General features: G+C 60.5%; 4 protein-coding genes. 1 reads left to right on the plus strand and 3 read right to left on the minus strand.

Annotated elements, in window-relative coordinates; genetic code table 11:
• Window positions 1-6: 6 nt before the first annotated feature.
• From ACTG2U_RS08615 to trhA, 3 genes are all read right to left on the minus strand, one after another.
• Window positions 7-16,407, minus strand: a complete 16,401-nt coding sequence (locus ACTG2U_RS08615) for an Ig-like domain-containing protein (protein ID WP_439974356.1) — start codon at window positions 16,405-16,407, stop codon at window positions 7-9.
• A 231-nt stretch (window positions 16,408-16,638) separates the two neighbouring features.
• Entirely contained in the window at window positions 16,639-18,300 is a 1,662-nt protein-coding gene (locus ACTG2U_RS08620; protein WP_005335335.1) for a putative transporter, read from the minus strand.
• Window positions 18,301-18,427: 127 nt separating this feature from the next.
• On the minus strand, window positions 18,428-19,063 hold the full coding sequence (gene trhA / locus ACTG2U_RS08625) for a PAQR family membrane homeostasis protein TrhA (protein WP_042080056.1): 636 nt from the start codon (window positions 19,061-19,063) through the stop codon (window positions 18,428-18,430).
• Between the two features lie 175 nt (window positions 19,064-19,238).
• On the opposite strand from trhA, the gene ACTG2U_RS08630 reads away from it, so the two are divergent.
• Window positions 19,239-20,762, plus strand: a complete 1,524-nt coding sequence (locus ACTG2U_RS08630) for an aminotransferase class V-fold PLP-dependent enzyme (protein ID WP_439974357.1) — start codon at window positions 19,239-19,241, stop codon at window positions 20,760-20,762.
• The last annotated feature ends 9 nt before the right edge of the window (window positions 20,763-20,771 follow it).

Below are 20,771 nucleotides of genomic sequence, written 5' to 3' on the forward strand. Positions count from 1 at the left end.
TAGTGCTTACTGTTTATCAATATCGAGCATGTTGTTGGCCAACATGTAATCGATCACCTGGCTAGCCGTTGCACCACTATTACCGGTCAGAGAGCCAAAAGTGTGACCAGACAACACAATCTCCTGGGTCACAGAACCACCCACCGAATCGCTAACCTTGAGATGCACACCTTGGCTATCTGCAGACACAGACAACAGACTTTTAAGCAATGACTCCGTTTTAGACCCATCATGATCCAGCAGGTCACTCAGATCCAGCTTGTCGCGCAGCGTCGGATCACTCAGGCTCGGTTTGAAGTCCGTGACAGTATCAACGGCAGGATTGCTGGCACTCGCATCTCCCTGACTCCATACGAAGAAATCTTTACCTTCGCCGCCAGTCAGAATGTCGTTACCCAAACCACCATACAGTTTGTCACTGCCAGTGCCGCCATAAAGGATATCGTTGCCATCATCACCATAGAGCTCATCGTTGCCACCCTGGCCAAACAGGATATCGTCACCAAGGCCACCGTGCAGCTTGTCGTTCCCCCCTCGGGTATCGCCCGCCACATCCAATGAGTTGGCATTCCCCTTGATGTACTCGTAAAGCTCAAGGGAGCTGGGTGCATAACCATTTTTCAAGGTCAGGAACTGGGTCAGACCATCCAGCCCCTTGCCATTGACCCAGTCTGCCGGCTTGGTCGGGTTGCCAGCCGTGCCCCACGGCAGGTGATCGGTATTGATGGCATCCCCGAACAGGATATCGTTACCCGCCCCCCCGTGCAGGACATCGGCCCCCACTTCAGCAGGTGTATTGGTGGTCGAACTGCCAACCAGCACAGCCTTAAGCTGATCTGCCGTGGTGATGATGTCGGGTTGGCCAACCGGCGGACGCCCGCCCATCACCTTGTTCAGATCGTCGATCAGCAGCGTGGCAGAATCCCCGCTATCATCCTCATTTACGGTGAATACGTAGCGGTAATCCCCCGCCGCCAACGCACCGCTGTTGACTGTTCCGGCCGAGGTCACCGCGGCACCGACATTCACCCAGGCAGAGCCATTCCAGCGTTGCAGTTGCACCAAGAAAGTGTCTCCGCGGCCGAAATCATTACCCGTACTCAGATCGAAGCGCAGACCGGTCCCCGCCGCCACTGTCAGCTTTTCGCTTCTAAACACTGACACACCATTATCACCCTTATCCGTCAGCGTCAGACGGCCGCCGGAGATATCAACCGAGCCCGAGCTATCGCCGGTCTTGCTCCAGCTACTCGCGCTCCACGGCCCTGTATTGCCGGAAAAATCATTCAGCAACTGAGCGTTCTCATATTTACTGCCAGAACCGACCACCTTGGTATTGTCGAAATACGCCAGGTTCCCCTGCGTCACGCCATTACCGATGCCGATCGCCTTGACCTCGCTCTGGCCGGACAGATTCGCAAAAGCATCGATGGCCTTCTGCATATCGATATCGTTGGTTGTGCCACCACTGCCCGAAGTATCCCCGTTATAAACCGTCGGGTTACCGTCAGTCAGGAAGTAGGTCAAGTTCTCGAACGTTTTCCCGCTGCCACTGCCCGGCTGGCTGTTGAACCACGCGGCAGCCTTGATAAAGGCATCCTCGTAGTTGGTCGCCCCGTCGGCCTTCAGCGAGCTGATCTGTTTGATCAAATCCTGCACATTACTCTGCGTCAGCTTGTTAAGCGTCAGCAGTGAATTCGCCGAGGAACTAAAGCCAATGAGCGTCACGTTAACGACACCATCATGGCCTGCCAGCTGATTGGCCAACGCTTTCAGGGCGTTAATCGTCAAGGTCATTCTGTCCTGACCTGCAGGCGGGTCTTCCCTTCCATCCAGGCCAAATTTCATACTGCCTGATGTATCTACAATCAGGGCGATATTGTAGTTTTTGCCCGGATCAACCGAGGTCTTGATACCACCTATATCTCCCAGCAATACATCATCACCACGCCCACCCTCGACAGTGTTATCGCCGTTCGGATTGCTGGGCTTGACCATAAAGCCGGTATCCGCTTCGGTATATTTCACTTGACCGGCTATCGGCAGATCATCCATATCATACTCTTGCGAACCAGCCACCACTGTGACCTTGATATTCTGGCTACCGACAGGCAACTCCACCTGCAGCGACACTTTCCCGTCTTGATCCAGCATGCTGGCCGGCACCTTCCAGCTGCCGTCGGCCTGCAGGCTGCCGCCTTGCACCACGGTCCCAGTCGGCAGGCCGGTAATGGTCAGATCGGTGAAGCGCTCGCTGCCGTCGATATCTTTCAGGTCGACATCAACCTTCAAGGTCGCCAGATCCGCCACCTTGTTCAGGTTGCCATCCTTGAACTCATACTTGCCATCTTGCAGGTAAAGGGTCTCAACGCTGTAGAAGTCGTGGTTGGTCTCCGCCCCGGTGACCGGGTCCTTATAGACCAGCCGGTAATTACAGTCCTTTGGCAAACCTGTCATCACCAGCTTAAGGTCCTTCATCGAACCCGGCATATAGGCAACATCTTGCCCATCCCCACCGTAATAGGTCGTGGTAGCCTTCAGGCTTTGGGATATCAGCGTATCGTTACCCGCATCGCCCTGTAGCTTGACCGAGGATGCCGCATCCTTACCGCCGATCAGAATATCGTCCCCGTCACCACCGATCAGATGGTCATTGACACTGCCACCGCCGATCAGAATGTCATTGCCAGAACCGCCATCTGCCTGGAAGTCAGTGCCACTGCCGTACTTGATGGTGTCGTTGCCGCCACCGCCCTGGACCCAGTTGCCATCTTTGGAAACCAGATAATCATCGCCAGCGCTCGGCTTATCAGACTGCGTCTTGCCAGCCAGGTCGGACTCAATCTGCTCGACCTTCACCGCGCCCGGCACAAACCCGCCACTCACCAGCTCAACCTTCAGCGTCACGCCGTCAACCACCGGCTTGATATCGACCACAAAGGTCGCATTACCACTACTGTTTACCCCGTCGCTCACCTGATAGCCGAACGACGCATAATCCCCCAGCTTGTTGCCGTCCGCACCCGTGTTCACACCGCTGCCCGCCGACCCGCTCGCCTCATGCGGATCAGGCTTGAATTGCAGCTTGCCGGCGACGATATCGGCCTTAGTAAATACCTGATCTTTCACCACTGACTGCCAGTTACCGTTGGCATCCTTGTACTGCAGCACCCCGTCCGCCGGCAGTGAGGTGATCTTGATCGACAGCTGCTCCTCAGGTGTATCTGCATCACTGGCGTTGAACTGGCCCCACGTCAGGGTGAGCAGTGTGTCCTCATCACCCTGCGCGTAACCGCCGGAGGTGGTGGGGGAGTCGTCCACCAACGTAACATCCGGCGTATCGCTGCCATTGCCAGTCAGGCCATCCGGATCGGTCACCGTCAGTTCGACCGCCGGCAAGGTGCCGCCGTTATTGACGAAGTCCGCGCCAGCCTGGGTCAGCACCACGACGCCATTGACGATGGCGTAATAGCCCTTGTCATTGGTACCCGCCGTGAAGTCGACCGTGAGGGTGTCACCGTCTTCATCCCGGGTGGTGTAGGTCGCCGCCACATCACCAGCCGCAGCCTCATTTTCAACGAAGTCGTTGGCCACCACGTCGATGGTGGGCGCGTCATTGGTCGCGGTGATGGCCGGCGTATCGCTGCCATTGCCAGTCAGGCCATCCGGATCGGTCACCGTCAGTTCGACCGCCGGCAAGGTGCCGCCGTTATTGACGAAGTCCGCGCCAGCCTGGGTCAGCACCACGACGCCATTGACGATGGCGTAATAGCCCTTGTCATTGGTACCCGCCGTGAAGTCGACCGTGAGGGTGTCACCGTCTTCATCCCGGGTGGTGTAGGTCGCCGCCACATCACCAGCCGCAGCCTCATTTTCAACGAAGTCGTTGGCCACCACGTCGATGGTGGGTGCGTCATTGGTCGCGGTGATGGCCGGCGTATCGCTGCCATTGCCAGTCAGGCCATCCGGATCGGTCACCGTCAGTTCGACCGCCGGCAAGGTGCCGCCGTTATTGACGAAGTCCGCGCCAGCCTGGGTCAGCACCACGACGCCATTGACGATGGCGTAATAGCCCTTGTCATTGGTACCCGCCGTGAAGTCGACCGTGAGGGTGTCACCGTCTTCATCCCGGGTGGTGTAGGTCGCCGCCACATCACCAGCCGCAGCCTCATTTTCAACGAAGTCGTTGGCCACCACGTCGATGGTGGGCGCGTCATTGGTCGCGGTGATGGCCGGCGTATCGCTGCCATTGCCAGTCAGGCCATCCGGATCGGTCACCGTCAGTTCGACCGCCGGCAAGGTGCCGCCGTTATTGACGAAGTCCGCGCCAGCCTGGGTCAGCACCACGACGCCATTGACGATGGCGTAATAGCCCTTGTCATTGGTACCCGCCGTGAAGTCGACCGTGAGGGTGTCACCGTCTTCATCCCGGGTGGTGTAGGTCGCCGCCACATCACCAGCCGCAGCCTCATTTTCAACGAAGTCGTTGGCCACCACGTCGATGGTGGGCGCGTCATTGGTCGCGGTGATGGCCGGCGTATCGCTGCCATTGCCAGTCAGGCCATCCGGATCGGTCACCGTCAGTTCGACCGCCGGCAAGGTGCCGCCGTTATTGACGAAGTCCGCGCCAGCCTGGGTCAGCACCACGACGCCATTGACGATGGCGTAATAGCCCTTGTCATTGGTACCCGCCGTGAAGTCGACCGTGAGGGTGTCACCGTCTTCATCCCGGGTGGTGTAGGTCGCCGCCACATCACCAGCCGCAGCCTCATTTTCAACGAAGTCGTTGGCCACCACGTCGATGGTGGGTGCGTCATTGGTCGCGGTGATGGCCGGCGTATCGCTGCCATTGCCAGTCAGGCCATCCGGATCGGTCACCGTCAGTTCGACCGCCGGCAAGGTGCCGCCGTTATTGACGAAGTCCGCGCCAGCCTGGGTCAGCACCACGACGCCATTGACGATGGCGTAATAGCCCTTGTCATTGGTACCCGCCGTGAAGTCGACCGTGAGGGTGTCACCGTCTTCATCCCGGGTGGTGTAGGTCGCCGCCACATCACCAGCCGCAGCCTCATTTTCAACGAAGTCGTTGGCCACCACGTCGATGGTGGGTGCGTCATTGGTCGCGGTGATGGCCGGCGTATCGCTGCCATTGCCAGTCAGGCCATCCGGATCGGTCACCGTCAGTTCGACCGCCGGCAAGGTGCCGCCGTTATTGACGAAGTCCGCGCCAGCCTGGGTCAGCACCACGACGCCATTGACGATGGCGTAATAGCCCTTGTCATTGGTACCCGCCGTGAAGTCGACCGTGAGGGTGTCACCGTCTTCATCCCGGGTGGTGTAGGTCGCCGCCACATCACCAGCCGCAGCCTCATTTTCAACGAAGTCGTTGGCCACCACGTCGATGGTGGGTGCGTCATTGGTCGCGGTGATGGCCGGCGTATCGCTGCCATTGCCAGTCAGGCCATCCGGATCGGTCACCGTCAGTTCGACCGCCGGCAAGGTGCCGCCGTTATTGACGAAGTCCGCGCCAGCCTGGGTCAGCACCACGACGCCATTGACGATGGCGTAATAGCCCTTGTCATTGGTACCCGCCGTGAAGTCGACCGTGAGGGTGTCACCGTCTTCATCCCGGGTGGTGTAGGTCGCCGCCACATCACCAGCCGCAGCCTCATTTTCAACGAAGTCGTTGGCCACCACGTCGATGGTGGGCGCGTCATTGGTCGCGGTGATGGCCGGCGTATCGCTGCCATTGCCAGTCAGGCCATCCGGATCGGTCACCGTCAGTTCGACCGCCGGCAAGGTGCCGCCGTTATTGACGAAGTCCGCGCCAGCCTGGGTCAGCACCACGACGCCATTGACGATGGCGTAATAGCCCTTGTCATTGGTACCCGCCGTGAAGTCGACCGTGAGGGTGTCACCGTCTTCATCCCGGGTGGTGTAGGTCGCCGCCACATCACCAGCCGCAGCCTCATTTTCAACGAAGTCGTTGGCCACCACGTCGATGGTGGGTGCGTCATTGGTCGCGGTGATGGCCGGCGTATCGCTGCCATTGCCAGTCAGGCCATCCGGATCGGTCACCGTCAGTTCGACCGCCGGCAAGGTGCCGCCGTTATTGACGAAGTCCGCGCCAGCCTGGGTCAGCACCACGACGCCATTGACGATGGCGTAATAGCCCTTGTCATTGGTACCCGCCGTGAAGTCGACCGTGAGGGTGTCACCGTCTTCATCCCGGGTGGTGTAGGTCGCCGCCACATCACCAGCCGCAGCCTCATTTTCAACGAAGTCGTTGGCCACCACGTCGATGGTGGGCGCGTCATTGGTCGCGGTGATGGCCGGCGTATCGCTGCCATTGCCAGTCAGGCCATCCGGATCGGTCACCGTCAGTTCGACCGCCGGCAAGGTGCCGCCGTTATTGACGAAGTCCGCGCCAGCCTGGGTCAGCACCACGACGCCATTGACGATGGCGTAATAGCCCTTGTCATTGGTACCCGCCGTGAAGTCGACCGTGAGGGTGTCACCGTCTTCATCCCGGGTGGTGTAGGTCGCCGCCACATCACCAGCCGCAGCCTCATTTTCAACGAAGTCGTTGGCCACCACGTCGATGGTGGGTGCGTCATTGGTCGCGGTGATGGCCGGCGTATCGCTGCCATTGCCAGTCAGGCCATCCGGATCGGTCACCGTCAGTTCGACCGCCGGCAAGGTGCCGCCGTTATTGACGAAGTCCGCGCCAGCCTGGGTCAGCACCACGACGCCATTGACGATGGCGTAATAGCCCTTGTCATTGGTACCCGCCGTGAAGTCGACCGTGAGGGTGTCACCGTCTTCATCCCGGGTGGTGTAGGTCGCCGCCACATCACCAGCCGCAGCCTCATTTTCAACGAAGTCGTTGGCCACCACGTCGATGGTGGGCGCGTCATTGGTCGCGGTGATGGCCGGCGTATCGCTGCCATTGCCAGTCAGGCCATCCGGATCGGTCACCGTCAGTTCGACCGCCGGCAAGGTGCCGCCGTTATTGACGAAGTCCGCGCCAGCCTGGGTCAGCACCACGACGCCATTGACGATGGCGTAATAGCCCTTGTCATTGGTACCCGCCGTGAAGTCGACCGTGAGGGTGTCACCGTCTTCATCCCGGGTGGTGTAGGTCGCCGCCACATCACCAGCCGCAGCCTCATTTTCAACGAAGTCGTTGGCCACCACGTCGATGGTGGGCGCGTCATTGGTCGCGGTGATGGCCGGGGTATCGCTGCCATTGCCAGTCAGGCCATCCGGATCGGTCACCGTCAGTTCGACCGCCGGCAAGGTGCCGCCGTTATTGACGAAGTCCGCGCCAGCCTGGGTCAGCACCACGACGCCATTGACGATGGCGTAATAGCCCTTGTCATTGGTACCCGCCGTGAAGTCGACCGTGAGGGTGTCACCGTCTTCATCCCGGGTGGTGTAGGTCGCCGCCACATCACCAGCCGCAGCCTCATTTTCAACGAAGTCGTTGGCCACCACGTCGATGGTGGGCGCGTCATTGGTCGCGGTGATGGCCGGCGTATCGCTGCCATTGCCAGTCAGGCCATCCGGATCGGTCACCGTCAGTTCGACCGCCGGCAAGGTGCCGCCGTTATTGACGAAGTCCGCGCCAGCCTGGGTCAGCACCACGACGCCATTGACGATGGCGTAATAGCCCTTGTCATTGGTACCCGCCGTGAAGTCGACCGTGAGGGTGTCACCGTCTTCATCCCGGGTGGTGTAGGTCGCCGCCACATCACCAGCCGCAGCCTCATTTTCAACGAAGTCGTTGGCCACCACGTCGATGGTGGGCGCGTCATTGGTCGCGGTGATGGCCGGCGTATCGCTGCCATTGCCAGTCAGGCCATCCGGATCGGTCACCGTCAGTTCGACCGCCGGCAAGGTGCCGCCGTTATTGACGAAGTCCGCGCCAGCCTGGGTCAGCACCACGACGCCATTGACGATGGCGTAATAGCCCTTGTCATTGGTACCCGCCGTGAAGTCGACCGTGAGGGTGTCACCGTCTTCATCCCGGGTGGTGTAGGTCGCCGCCACATCACCAGCCGCAGCCTCATTTTCAACGAAGTCGTTGGCCACCACGTCGATGGTGGGCGCGTCATTGGTCGCGGTGATGGCCGGCGTATCGCTGCCATTGCCAGTCAGGCCATCCGGATCGGTCACCGTCAGTTCGACCGCCGGCAAGGTGCCGCCGTTATTGACGAAGTCCGCGCCAGCCTGGGTCAGCACCACGACGCCATTGACGATGGCGTAATAGCCCTTGTCATTGGTACCCGCCGTGAAGTCGACCGTGAGGGTGTCACCGTCTTCATCCCGGGTGGTGTAGGTCGCCGCCACATCACCAGCCGCAGCCTCATTTTCAACGAAGTCGTTGGCCACCACGTCGATGGTGGGCGCGTCATTGGTCGCGGTGATGGCCGGCGTATCGCTGCCATTGCCAGTCAGGCCATCCGGATCGGTCACCGTCAGTTCGACCGCCGGCAAGGTGCCGCCGTTATTGACGAAGTCCGCGCCAGCCTGGGTCAGCACCACGACGCCATTGACGATGGCGTAATAGCCCTTGTCATTGGTACCCGCCGTGAAGTCGACCGTGAGGGTGTCACCGTCTTCATCCCGGGTGGTGTAGGTCGCCGCCACATCACCAGCCGCAGCCTCATTTTCAACGAAGTCGTTGGCCACCACGTCGATGGTGGGCGCGTCATTGGTCGCGGTGATGGCCGGCGTATCGCTGCCATTGCCAGTCAGGCCATCCGGATCGGTCACCGTCAGTTCGACCGCCGGCAAGGTGCCGCCGTTATTGACAAAGTCCGCGCCAGCCTGGGTCAGCACCACGACGCCATTGACGATGGCGTAATAGCCCTTGTCATTGGTACCCGCCGTGAAGTCGACCGTGAGGGTGTCACCGTCTTCATCCCGGGTGGTGTAGGTCGCCGCCACATCACCAGCCGCAGCCTCATTTTCAACGAAGTCGTTGGCCACCACGTCGATGGTGGGCGCGTCATTGGTCGCGGTGATGGCCGGGGTATCGCTGCCATTGCCAGTCAGGCCATCCGGATCGGTCACCGTCAGTTCGACCGCCGGCAAGGTGCCGCCGTTATTGACGAAGTCCGCGCCAGCCTGGGTCAGCACCACGACGCCATTGACGATGGCGTAATAGCCCTTGTCATTGGTACCCGCCGTGAAGTCGACCGTGAGGGTGTCACCGTCTTCATCCCGGGTGGTGTAGGTCGCCGCCACATCACCAGCCGCAGCCTCATTTTCAACGAAGTCGTTGGCCACCACGTCGATGGTGGGCGCGTCATTGGTCGCGGTGATGGCCGGCGTATCGCTGCCATTGCCAGTCAGGCCATCCGGATCGGTCACCGTCAGTTCGACCGCCGGCAAGGTGCCGCCGTTATTGACGAAGTCCGCGCCAGCCTGGGTCAGCACCACGACGCCATTGACGATGGCGTAATAGCCCTTGTCATTGGTACCCGCCGTGAAGTCGACCGTGAGGGTGTCACCGTCTTCATCCCGGGTGGTGTAGGTCGCCGCCACATCACCAGCCGCAGCCTCATTTTCAACGAAGTCGTTGGCCACCACGTCGATGGTGGGCGCGTCATTGGTCGCGGTGATGGCCGGCGTATCGCTGCCATTGCCAGTCAGGCCATCCGGATCGGTCACCGTCAGTTCGACCGCCGGCAAGGTGCCGCCGTTATTGACGAAGTCCGCGCCAGCCTGGGTCAGCACCACGACGCCATTGACGATGGCGTAATAGCCCTTGTCATTGGTACCCGCCGTGAAGTCGACCGTGAGGGTGTCACCGTCTTCATCCCGGGTGGTGTAGGTCGCCGCCACATCACCAGCCGCAGCCTCATTTTCAACGAAGTCGTTGGCCACCACGTCGATGGTGGGTGCGTCATTGGTCGCGGTGATGGCCGGCGTATCGCTGCCATTGCCAGTCAGGCCATCCGGATCGGTCACCGTCAGTTCGACCGCCGGCAAGGTGCCGCCGTTATTGACGAAGTCCGCGCCAGCCTGGGTCAGCACCACGACGCCATTGACGATGGCGTAATAGCCCTTGTCATTGGTACCCGCCGTGAAGTCGACCGTGAGGGTGTCACCGTCTTCATCCCGGGTGGTGTAGGTCGCCGCCACATCACCAGCCGCAGCCTCATTTTCAACGAAGTCGTTGGCCACCACGTCGATGGTGGGCGCGTCATTGGTCGCGGTGATGGCCGGCGTATCGCTGCCATTGCCAGTCAGGCCATCCGGATCGGTCACCGTCAGTTCGACCGCCGGCAAGGTGCCGCCGTTATTGACGAAGTCCGCGCCAGCCTGGGTCAGCACCACGACGCCATTGACGATGGCGTAATAGCCCTTGTCATTGGTACCCGCCGTGAAGTCGACCGTGAGGGTGTCACCGTCTTCATCCCGGGTGGTGTAGGTCGCCGCCACATCACCAGCCGCAGCCTCATTTTCAACGAAGTCGTTGGCCACCACGTCGATGGTGGGCGCGTCATTGGTCGCGGTGATGGCCGGGGTATCGCTGCCATTGCCAGTCAGGCCATCCGGATCGGTCACCGTCAGTTCGACCGCCGGCAAGGTGCCGCCGTTATTGACGAAGTCCGCGCCAGCCTGGGTCAGCACCACGACGCCATTGACGATGGCGTAATAGCCCTTGTCATTGGTACCCGCCGTGAAGTCGACCGTGAGGGTGTCACCGTCTTCATCCCGGGTGGTGTAGGTCGCCGCCACATCACCAGCCGCAGCCTCATTTTCAACGAAGTCGTTGGCCACCACGTCGATGGTGGGCGCGTCATTGGTCGCGGTGATGGCCGGGGTATCGCTGCCATTGCCAGTCAGGCCATCCGGATCGGTCACCGTCAGTTCGACCGCCGGCAAGGTGCCGCCGTTATTGACGAAGTCCGCGCCAGCCTGGGTCAGCACCACGACGCCATTGACGATGGCGTAATAGCCCTTGTCATTGGTACCCGCCGTGAAGTCGACCGTGAGGGTGTCACCGTCTTCATCCCGGGTGGTGTAGGTCGCCGCCACATCACCAGCCGCAGCCTCATTTTCAACGAAGTCGTTGGCCACCACGTCGATGGTGGGCGCGTCATTGGTCGCGGTGATGGCCGGCGTATCGCTGCCATTGCCAGTCAGGCCATCCGGATCGGTCACCGTCAGTTCGACCGCCGGCAAGGTGCCGCCGTTATTGACGAAGTCCGCGCCAGCCTGGGTCAGCACCACGACGCCATTGACGATGGCGTAATAGCCCTTGTCATTGGTACCCGCCGTGAAGTCGACCGTGAGGGTGTCACCGTCTTCATCCCGGGTGGTGTAGGTCGCCGCCACATCACCAGCCGCAGCCTCATTTTCAACGAAGTCGTTGGCCACCACGTCGATGGTGGGCGCGTCATTGGTCGCGGTGATGGCCGGCGTATCGCTGCCATTGCCAGTCAGGCCATCCGGATCGGTCACCGTCAGTTCGACCGCCGGCAAGGTGCCGCCGTTATTGACGAAGTCCGCGCCAGCCTGGGTCAGCACCACGACGCCATTGACGATGGCGTAATAGCCCTTGTCATTGGTACCCGCCGTGAAGTCGACCGTGAGGGTGTCACCGTCTTCATCCCGGGTGGTGTAGGTCGCCGCCACATCACCAGCCGCAGCCTCATTTTCAACGAAGTCGTTGGCCACCACGTCGATGGTGGGCGCGTCATTGGTCGCGGTGATGGCCGGCGTATCGCTGCCATTGCCAGTCAGGCCATCCGGATCGGTCACCGTCAGTTCGACCGCCGGCAAGGTGCCGCCGTTATTGACGAAGTCCGCGCCAGCCTGGGTCAGCACCACGACGCCATTGACGATGGCGTAATAGCCCTTGTCATTGGTACCCGCCGTGAAGTCGACCGTGAGGGTGTCACCGTCTTCATCCCGGGTGGTGTAGGTCGCCGCCACATCACCAGCCGCAGCCTCATTTTCAACGAAGTCGTTGGCCACCACGTCGATGGTGGGCGCGTCATTGGTCGCGGTGATGGCCGGCGTATCGCTGCCATTGCCAGTCAGGCCATCCGGATCGGTCACCGTCAGTTCGACCGCCGGCAAGGTGCCGCCGTTATTGACGAAGTCCGCGCCAGCCTGGGTCAGCACCACGACGCCATTGACGATGGCGTAATAGCCCTTGTCATTGGTACCCGCCGTGAAGTCGACCGTGAGGGTGTCACCGTCTTCATCCCGGGTGGTGTAGGTCGCCGCCACATCACCAGCCGCAGCCTCATTTTCAACGAAGTCGTTGGCCACCACGTCGATGGTGGGCGCGTCATTGGTCGCGGTGATGGCCGGCGTATCGCTGCCATTGCCAGTCAGGCCATCCGGATCGGTCACCGTCAGTTCGACCGCCGGCAAGGTGCCGCCGTTATTGACGAAGTCCGCGCCAGCCTGGGTCAGCACCACGACGCCATTGACGATGGCGTAATAGCCCTTGTCATTGGTACCCGCCGTGAAGTCGACCGTGAGGGTGTCACCGTCTTCATCCCGGGTGGTGTAGGTCGCCGCCACATCACCAGCCGCAGCCTCATTTTCAACGAAGTCGTTGGCCACCACGTCGATGGTGGGCGCGTCATTGGTCGCGGTGATGGCCGGCGTATCGCTGCCATTGCCAGTCAGGCCATCCGGATCGGTCACCGTCAGTTCGACCGCCGGCAAGGTGCCGCCGTTATTGACGAAGTCCGCGCCAGCCTGGGTCAGCACCACGACGCCATTGACGATGGCGTAATAGCCCTTGTCATTGGTACCCGCCGTGAAGTCGACCGTGAGGGTGTCACCGTCTTCATCCCGGGTGGTGTAGGTCGCCGCCACATCACCAGCCGCAGCCTCATTTTCAACGAAGTCGTTGGCCACCACGTCGATGGTGGGCGCGTCATTGGTCGCGGTGATGGCCGGGGTATCGCTGCCATTGCCAGTCAGGCCATCCGGATCGGTCACCGTCAGTTCGACCGCCGGCAAGGTGCCGCCGTTATTGACGAAGTCCGCGCCAGCCTGGGTCAGCACCACGACGCCATTGACGATGGCGTAATAGCCCTTGTCATTGGTACCCGCCGTGAAGTCGACCGTGAGGGTGTCACCGTCTTCATCCCGGGTGGTGTAGGTCGCCGCCACATCACCAGCCGCAGCCTCATTTTCAACGAAGTCGTTGGCCACCACGTCGATGGTGGGCGCGTCATTGGTCGCGGTGATGGCCGGCGTATCGCTGCCATTGCCAGTCAGGCCATCCGGATCGGTCACCGTCAGTTCGACCGCCGGCAAGGTGCCGCCGTTATTGACGAAGTCCGCGCCAGCCTGGGTCAGCACCACGACGCCATTGACGATGGCGTAATAGCCCTTGTCATTGGTACCCGCCGTGAAGTCGACCGTGAGGGTGTCACCGTCTTCATCCCGGGTGGTGTAGGTCGCCGCCACATCACCAGCCGCAGCCTCATTTTCAACGAAGTCGTTGGCCACCACGTCGATGGTGGGTGCGTCATTGGTCGCGGTGATGGCCGGGGTATCGCTGTCCCGGCCAGTGAGCGTGCCATCGGAGACGGTCAAATCAACCGCCGGCAAGGTGCCGCCGTTATTGACGAAGTCCGCGCCAGCTTGGGTCAGCACCACGACGCCATTGACGATGGCGTAATAGCCCTTGTCATTGGTACCCGCCGTGAAGTCGACCGTGAGGGTGTCACCGTCTTCATCCCGGGTGGTGTAGGTCGCCGCCACATCACCAGCCGCAGCCTCATTTTCAACGAAGTCGTTGGCCACCACGTCGATGGTGGGTGCGTCATTGGTCGCGGTGATGGCCGGGGTATCGCTGTCCCGGCCAGTGAGCGTGCCATCGGAGACGGTCAAATCAACCGCCGGCAAGGTGCCGCCGTTATTGACGAAGTCCGCGCCAGCCTGGGTCAGCACCACGACACCATTGACGATGGCGTAATAGCCCTTGTCATTGGTACCCGCCGTGAAGTCGACCGTGAGGGTGTCACCGTCTTCATCCCGGGTGGTGTAGGTCGCCGCCACATCACCAGCCGCAGCCTCATTTTCAACGAAGTCGTTGGCCACCACGTCGATGGTGGGTGCGTCATTGGTCGCGGTGATGGCCGGCGTATCGCTGCCATTGCCAGTCAGGCCATCCGGATCGGTCACCGTCAGTTCGACCGCCGGCAAGGTGCCGCCGTTATTGACGAAGTCCGCGCCAGCCTGGGTCAGCACCACGACGCCATTGACGATGGCGTAATAGCCCTTGTCATTGGTACCCGCCGTGAAGTCGACCGTGAGGGTGTCACCGTCTTCATCCCGGGTGGTGTAGGTCGCCGCCACATCACCAGCCGCAGCCTCATTTTCAACGAAGTCGTTGGCCACCACGTCGATGGTGGGCGCGTCATTGGTCGCGGTGATGGCCGGCGTATCGCTGCCATTGCCAGTCAGGCCATCCGGATCGGTCACCGTCAGTTCGACCGCCGGCAAGGTGCCGCCGTTATTGACGAAGTCCGCGCCAGCCTGGGTCAGCACCACGACGCCATTGACGATGGCGTAATAGCCCTTGTCATTGGTACCCGCCGTGAAGTCGACCGTGAGGGTGTCACCGTCTTCATCCCGGGTGGTGTAGGTCGCCGCCACATCACCAGCCGCAGCCTCATTTTCAACGAAGTCGTTGGCCACCACGTCGATGGTGGGCGCGTCATTGGTCGCGGTGATGGCCGGCGTATCGCTGCCATTGCCAGTCAGGCCATCCGGATCGGTCACCGTCAGTTCGACCGCCGGCAAGGTGCCGCCGTTATTGACGAAGTCCGCGCCAGCCTGGGTCAGCACCACGACGCCATTGACGATGGCGTAATAGCCCTTGTCATTGGTACCCGCCGTGAAGTCGACCGTGAGGGTGTCACCGTCTTCATCCCGGGTGGTGTAGGTCGCCGCCACATCGCCGGCCTTGGCGCTGTTCTCGATAAAGTCCTTGGCCTCTACCGTAATGGTCGGCGCGTCGTTCACCGGCTTGACGCTAATGTTCACCTTGGCACTGTCGGTATCGCCGTCAACGTCTTCGGCCACATAGTCAAAACTGATATCGCCGTTGAAGTTCTCGTTCGGCTTGAAGGTCATGCTGCCATCGGCCGCAATCTCCACAACACCGTCCTTGACCGCGATGCTCTGCGCACCGCCCGTCAGCATGACGCCGTTGATGGAAACAATCTTCAGCCCGCCATCCGGAGCATTGTCGTTGGCCAGCAGATTCAGGCTCACCGAACCATCTTCGTTGACCTCGTACTGGTCGTTCACCGCATCGACCGACTCATCAATGTCCACGCTGCCATCGTCGGTAGCGGTACCTGTGTTGCCAGCCGGATCGGTGACGCTGGCATCCACCTTGTAGCTCCCTTCCGCCAGCGGGGTGGTGACATCCACGCTGTAGCTACCACTCGGTTGCACGATGGCGATCAAGGTCTGCTGAGTGCCATTGGCATCGGTCACCACCAGGGTGACTGTGCTGCCTGGAACTGCATTGGTAGTACCAGTGATGGTCGGTGTGGTGTCGTTGGTGTTGTCCGGCGCATCGACAGTGATGGTCGGGGCGGTCACATCCACGCTGCCATTGTCGGTTGCCGTTCCTGTATTCCCCGCAGGATCGGTGACACTGGCAGTGACGGTATAAGAGCCCTCAGCCAAGGGGGTGACCACATCCACTGTGAAGGTACCGCCGGGTGTAACGATAGCGGTCAGAGTCTGTTGATTGCCGTTGGCATCGGTGACCAGCAAGGTTACGGTGCTGCCGGCAGGAGCATCTGTGGTTCCGGTCAGGGTCGGAGTGGTGTCATTGGTATTGTCTGGCGCAACGACGGAAATGGTGGGCGGAGTCAGGTCAAATACCTCATCTTCGCCAGCAGCACCAAGCGGTAGTTCACCATTGGTGTTGTAGGTGGTATCGAAGGTGGCTTCCGCGATGGTTGCGGAACCGGTACGGTCGATGGTGACAAAACCGCCGTTGCCACTGGCACCGGCGACGCCCCCAATACCGCCACCACCAGCGGCAGGTGCACCACCTGCTGCGGAGGCTTCAAAGGCCTGGGTCGGGTCAGCCCCACCCAAGATCGCCTGTTGCAAGGCATTGATATCATCAGGAGTGCCAGCGGCACCATTTTGTGCCAGCTGGGGAGCATCTCCCTCTTCGGCAGGCTCACTCTGCTCGCTGGCTGGTTGCACATTGAATGACTGTCCGCCGCCCATGAAACTGGCGCCATCCGGCGACACGATCACCGCCCCTTTAGGCAGCACATCACCTTCAGCCAACAGCTTCCGGCTGCCATCAGCGGCAACCAGATAAATTTGTCCTTTAAGTTGGGTTACGGTTACGCCCTGTTCCAAGGTAACGGCATTGGTGATCATGTTCTCTCCTGAATCCTGATTTGAATGCAATAAGCCACAGCCTACTTTGCAGACTGAGGGAAAAAATAACCAGCTCGAAAATTCGAAAGGATAGACCGATTTGAAGCTGAACTGTTCAGCCAGACAGAAGTGTGTAAAACGAGGTTGCGAGAATGGCAAAAACCAAAATTATCAATAAATTACAGAATGATGACGGGAGCATGACAACGCATGCTCCTGTCAGGATTAACCCTAGGCCCCCGCCCAGAGGATGATAGCCAGCAGCTGTGGCGAGATGATCCGCAGGAACATAACCAGCGGGTAGACAGTGGCGTATGAGAGCGCACTGGCGCCACTGGTCGGGTGCATGGCGTTGGCAAAGGCCAGCGCGGGAGGATCTGTCATGGAGCCAGCCAGCAAGCCGCACAGGGTAAGATAGTTCATCTTGCCGTAGAGGCGCGCCAGCACACCGACTACCAGCAGCGGGATCAGGGTAATCGCCATACCGTAGAGCATCCAGGCTGGGCCATCACCGTTGATCAGGGTATCGACGAAGCCGGCACCGGACTTGAAGCCGACCACCGCCAGAAACAGCACGATCCCGATCTCCCGCAGCGCCAGGTTGGCACTGGGGGGCATGAACCAGTAAAGCTTGCCGATGCTGCCGATCCGAGACAGGATCAGCGCCACCACCAGCGGCCCACCCGCCAGACCCAATTTGAGAGCGGCCGGGAAACCGGGCAGGTAGAAGGGGATGGAGCCGAGCAATACGCCAAGGCCAATCCCGATAAATACCGGCAACATCTGCACCTGTTGCAGCTTTTGCTGCACGTTGCCGACCACATTGGTGACAGCTTCGATGGCGTCGAGACGGCCAACCAGGTTGAGGATGTCACCAAACTGCAGGCTTGTCTGGCTGGTCGGCACCAGTTCGATACCGGCACGGTTGAGACGGGAGATCACCACGTCATAGCGCTGTTTGATGTCCAAATCGCGGATCTTCTTGCCAAGAACCTGCTCGTTGGTCACCACTACTCGCTCGACGCGCAGATCGGTGCCCCGGGTCGAGAGCGAGGTCTCCACCTCCTCCCCCAACACCAGCAACACCTTGTGCAGCGCGTGACGCTCACCCACCAGGTGCAGCAAGTCACCCAGTTCGATACGGGATTCCGGCCGTGGCACCATCAGCTCGTCGCCCCGTTTGAGCCGTGAACAGATGACATCAGACTCGTCGAGACTCGGGATCTCGCTCAGCATCAGGCCGTGCATGTTGGGGTTGCGCACCGCGATGTTGATGGTCTGCAAGCTCTCTTTGGTTTTACCAGTTTGTAGCTCGAACTGGGCGGCTTCATCGTCGATCTTGATGCGAAAGAAGACCCTGACCAGCCACATGGTGAGCAAAATGCCACAGATGCCAAACGGATAGGCAACCGCATATCCCATACCCATCAGGCCGGTAGAACCGGGCGCGGCGCCCAGCTCGGCCAGGATCTGCTGGCCCGCACCGAGGGATGGCGTATTGGTGACGGCACCGGAGAAGACCCCCAGAATGACCGGCAACGGCACATCGAAAAATTGATGCAAGCCAGCGGCCACCACGCAGCCAAGGATGACCAGCAAGGCGGCAAAGGCGTTGAGTTTGAGACCCGAACTGCGCAATGACGAGAAGAAACCCGGCCCGACCTGGATGCCGATGGTATAGACAAACAGGATCAGGCCAAATTCTTGAATAAAGTGAAGCGTTTGTGCATCCAGCGCGAGATCGGAGGCGCCTGCAAAGTGACCCACTATGATGCCGCCGAACAGCACCCCCCCTATTCCCAATCCAACGCCATAGACTCGCCAGTTTCCCAGCCAGAGTCCTAGCACTGCCACCAGCGACAACATGCTGATGGAAAGCGCGATTTCACTCATTTCGTGCATCCTTTGCGAATTGAACTGGCCCTAGCTTGTCAGCAAACGCTGATGCCAACTGTGTGATACCGCACGAATTTATCCTTTTACGCGCTAAAAATACCAATTAAGGGCTAGTTGCAAGACGTTAGGCGACGTAGCCGTAAATGGCCATAAAGTGACAAACGCTGCCACCCAGCACAAAGAGATGCCAGATGGCGTGGTTATAGGGGATCTGCTTGGCCACATAGAAGATGACCCCGAGGCTGTAGATAAGGCCGCCAAGCCCGAGCAGCAGCAGCCCCTCACCGGCCAGATGGATATAGAGCTGGTAGATGACCACCAGCGACAGCCAGCCCAACATCAGGTAGGTAAAGAGCGACAACTTCTTGAAGCGGTTGATAAACACCAGCTTGAACACCACGCCAGCCAGCGCCAGGGCCCAGATCACCACCATCAACCCCTTCGCCAGCGGCGTGTCGAGCGCCACCAGCAGGAAGGGGGTATAGGTGCCGGCAATCAGCAGATAGATGGCGCAGTGATCAAACACCTTGCACCAGCGTCTGGCCCGCCCTGACCCCATGCTGTGATAGAGGGTCGAGGCGAGATAGAGCAGCACCAGACTGCCGCCATAAAGGCTGTAGCTCACCAGCGCCTGCGTACCCTGCCCCCATCCCTTGATGAGCAACAGCACCAGCCCGACAATCCCCAGCAACAATCCCGCACCGTGACTCAGCCGGTTTGCCAGCTCCTCCCGGGGGGAGTAATCCATCACACCACTCATAACATCGACTCCACAATAACTGTGGCTCACTCTACCCAGCACCATTTCGGAGTACAAGTGTTCGCTTAAAAAATGGGGTGGCTGTCACCCGCCCCCCTTTGGTGTATGCTCTGCCGCCGATGCCCGAGACAAGGGGCATAGACGCCTACCCCGGTGACCTGGTCTGGAGAACCTGATGAAGTTGACTGAGCTGTTTGCACAAGCGGATCCCGCCTTTGGCGAGGCGATGAACACCTTGCTGGAGAGCTTCCACCACTCCGACGACAGTCAGGCCCCCTATCAGCGCGACCTGTTCACCCACCAGCTCGATCAATCCCGCATGCCTGCAGTCGGCCACTCTATCGAGGAGTATCTGGCACGGCTGGCTACTCTGGTGCCCGGCGCCTCGCACCTCACCTCGCCACGCTACATGGGCCATATGACGGCGCCCCTGCCAACCTATACCGCCGAGCTGTCGCGCCTGCTGGTGATGCTGAACCAGAATCCGATGAAGATGGAGTCCTCCCGCCTGCTCAGCTTTCTGGAGCGAGAGGTGCTGGCCAAGCTGCACCGCCTCATCTATGGCCGGGACGATGCCTTCTACGGAGAACAGATGCATGCCAAGGATGCCGCCCTCGGTGTCATGACCAGCGGCGGCACCATCGCCAACGTCACGGCACTGTGGCTGGCCCGCAACCGCGCCTGCGGCGACAACCTGTTCGCCCTCTATGAGCAGGGCTATCGGGGCGCCGTCATTCTGGGTTCCCGGCTGATGCACTACTCCTTCGACAAAGGGATGGATCTGCTGGGGCTGGGCGCTCGCAGCGTCTGGCGCCTTGAGACTGACGAGCAGAACCGGCTCAGTCTGGCTGCGCTGGAGCAGGCACTGATCCAGTGCAAGGAACTGAAACTCAAGGTGCTGGCGCTGGTCGGCGTGGCGGGCAGTACTGACTTTGGCTCCATCGATCCGCTACCAGAACTGGCGGCCATCGCCGAGCGCGAGCAGATCCACTTCCACGTGGATGCCGCCTGGGGTGGCCCGACCCTCTTCTCCCCCCGCTATCAAAACCTGCTGGCCGGGATCGAGCGCGCAGATACCGTCACTCTGGATGGCCACAAACAGCTGCTGGTGCCACTCGGTACCGGCATGCTGCTCTGCCGCCAGCCCGACCTGATGATGGCAGTCAAGCGAGAGGCGCCCTATGCCATTCGCGCCACCTCGTTCGATCAGGGTCGCTTTACCCTGGAGGGCACCCGCCCGGCCAATGCCCTCTATCTGGATGCCGCTTTCCAGCTGTTCGGCCAGCAAGGCTATGCTGAGCTTATCGAAGCCAACTACGACCGGGCCCGAATGATGGCAGAGCTCATCGAAAGCGATCCTGCCTTCGAGTTGATGTCTGCTCCGGTGATGAACCTGCTCTCCTACCGCTGCATCCCGCCCCATCTGCAGGGCAAGGTGCTGGACGAAGCGGCCAACGAGCAGATCAACGCCTTCAACGTGGCGCTACAAAAAGCCCAGCGGGCCGAGGGGCACAGCTTTGTCTCCCGCACCCAGCGCGCTGTGGTGCGCTACGGTACCCAACCTCTCACCCTGCTGCGCGCCGTGCTGCTCAACCCCCTGATTGAAGAGCGCCATATCCGCGACCTGCTGGCCGATCAGCAGCGACTGGGGATCTCCATTGCACGCCAACTGTTTGGCGACAGCGCGGAACCGGCGTAAAAATGAGCG

Source organism: Aeromonas sp. 95A (assembly GCF_051919235.1).
In the GTDB taxonomy this organism is placed as follows: domain Bacteria; phylum Pseudomonadota; class Gammaproteobacteria; order Enterobacterales; family Aeromonadaceae; genus Aeromonas; species Aeromonas veronii.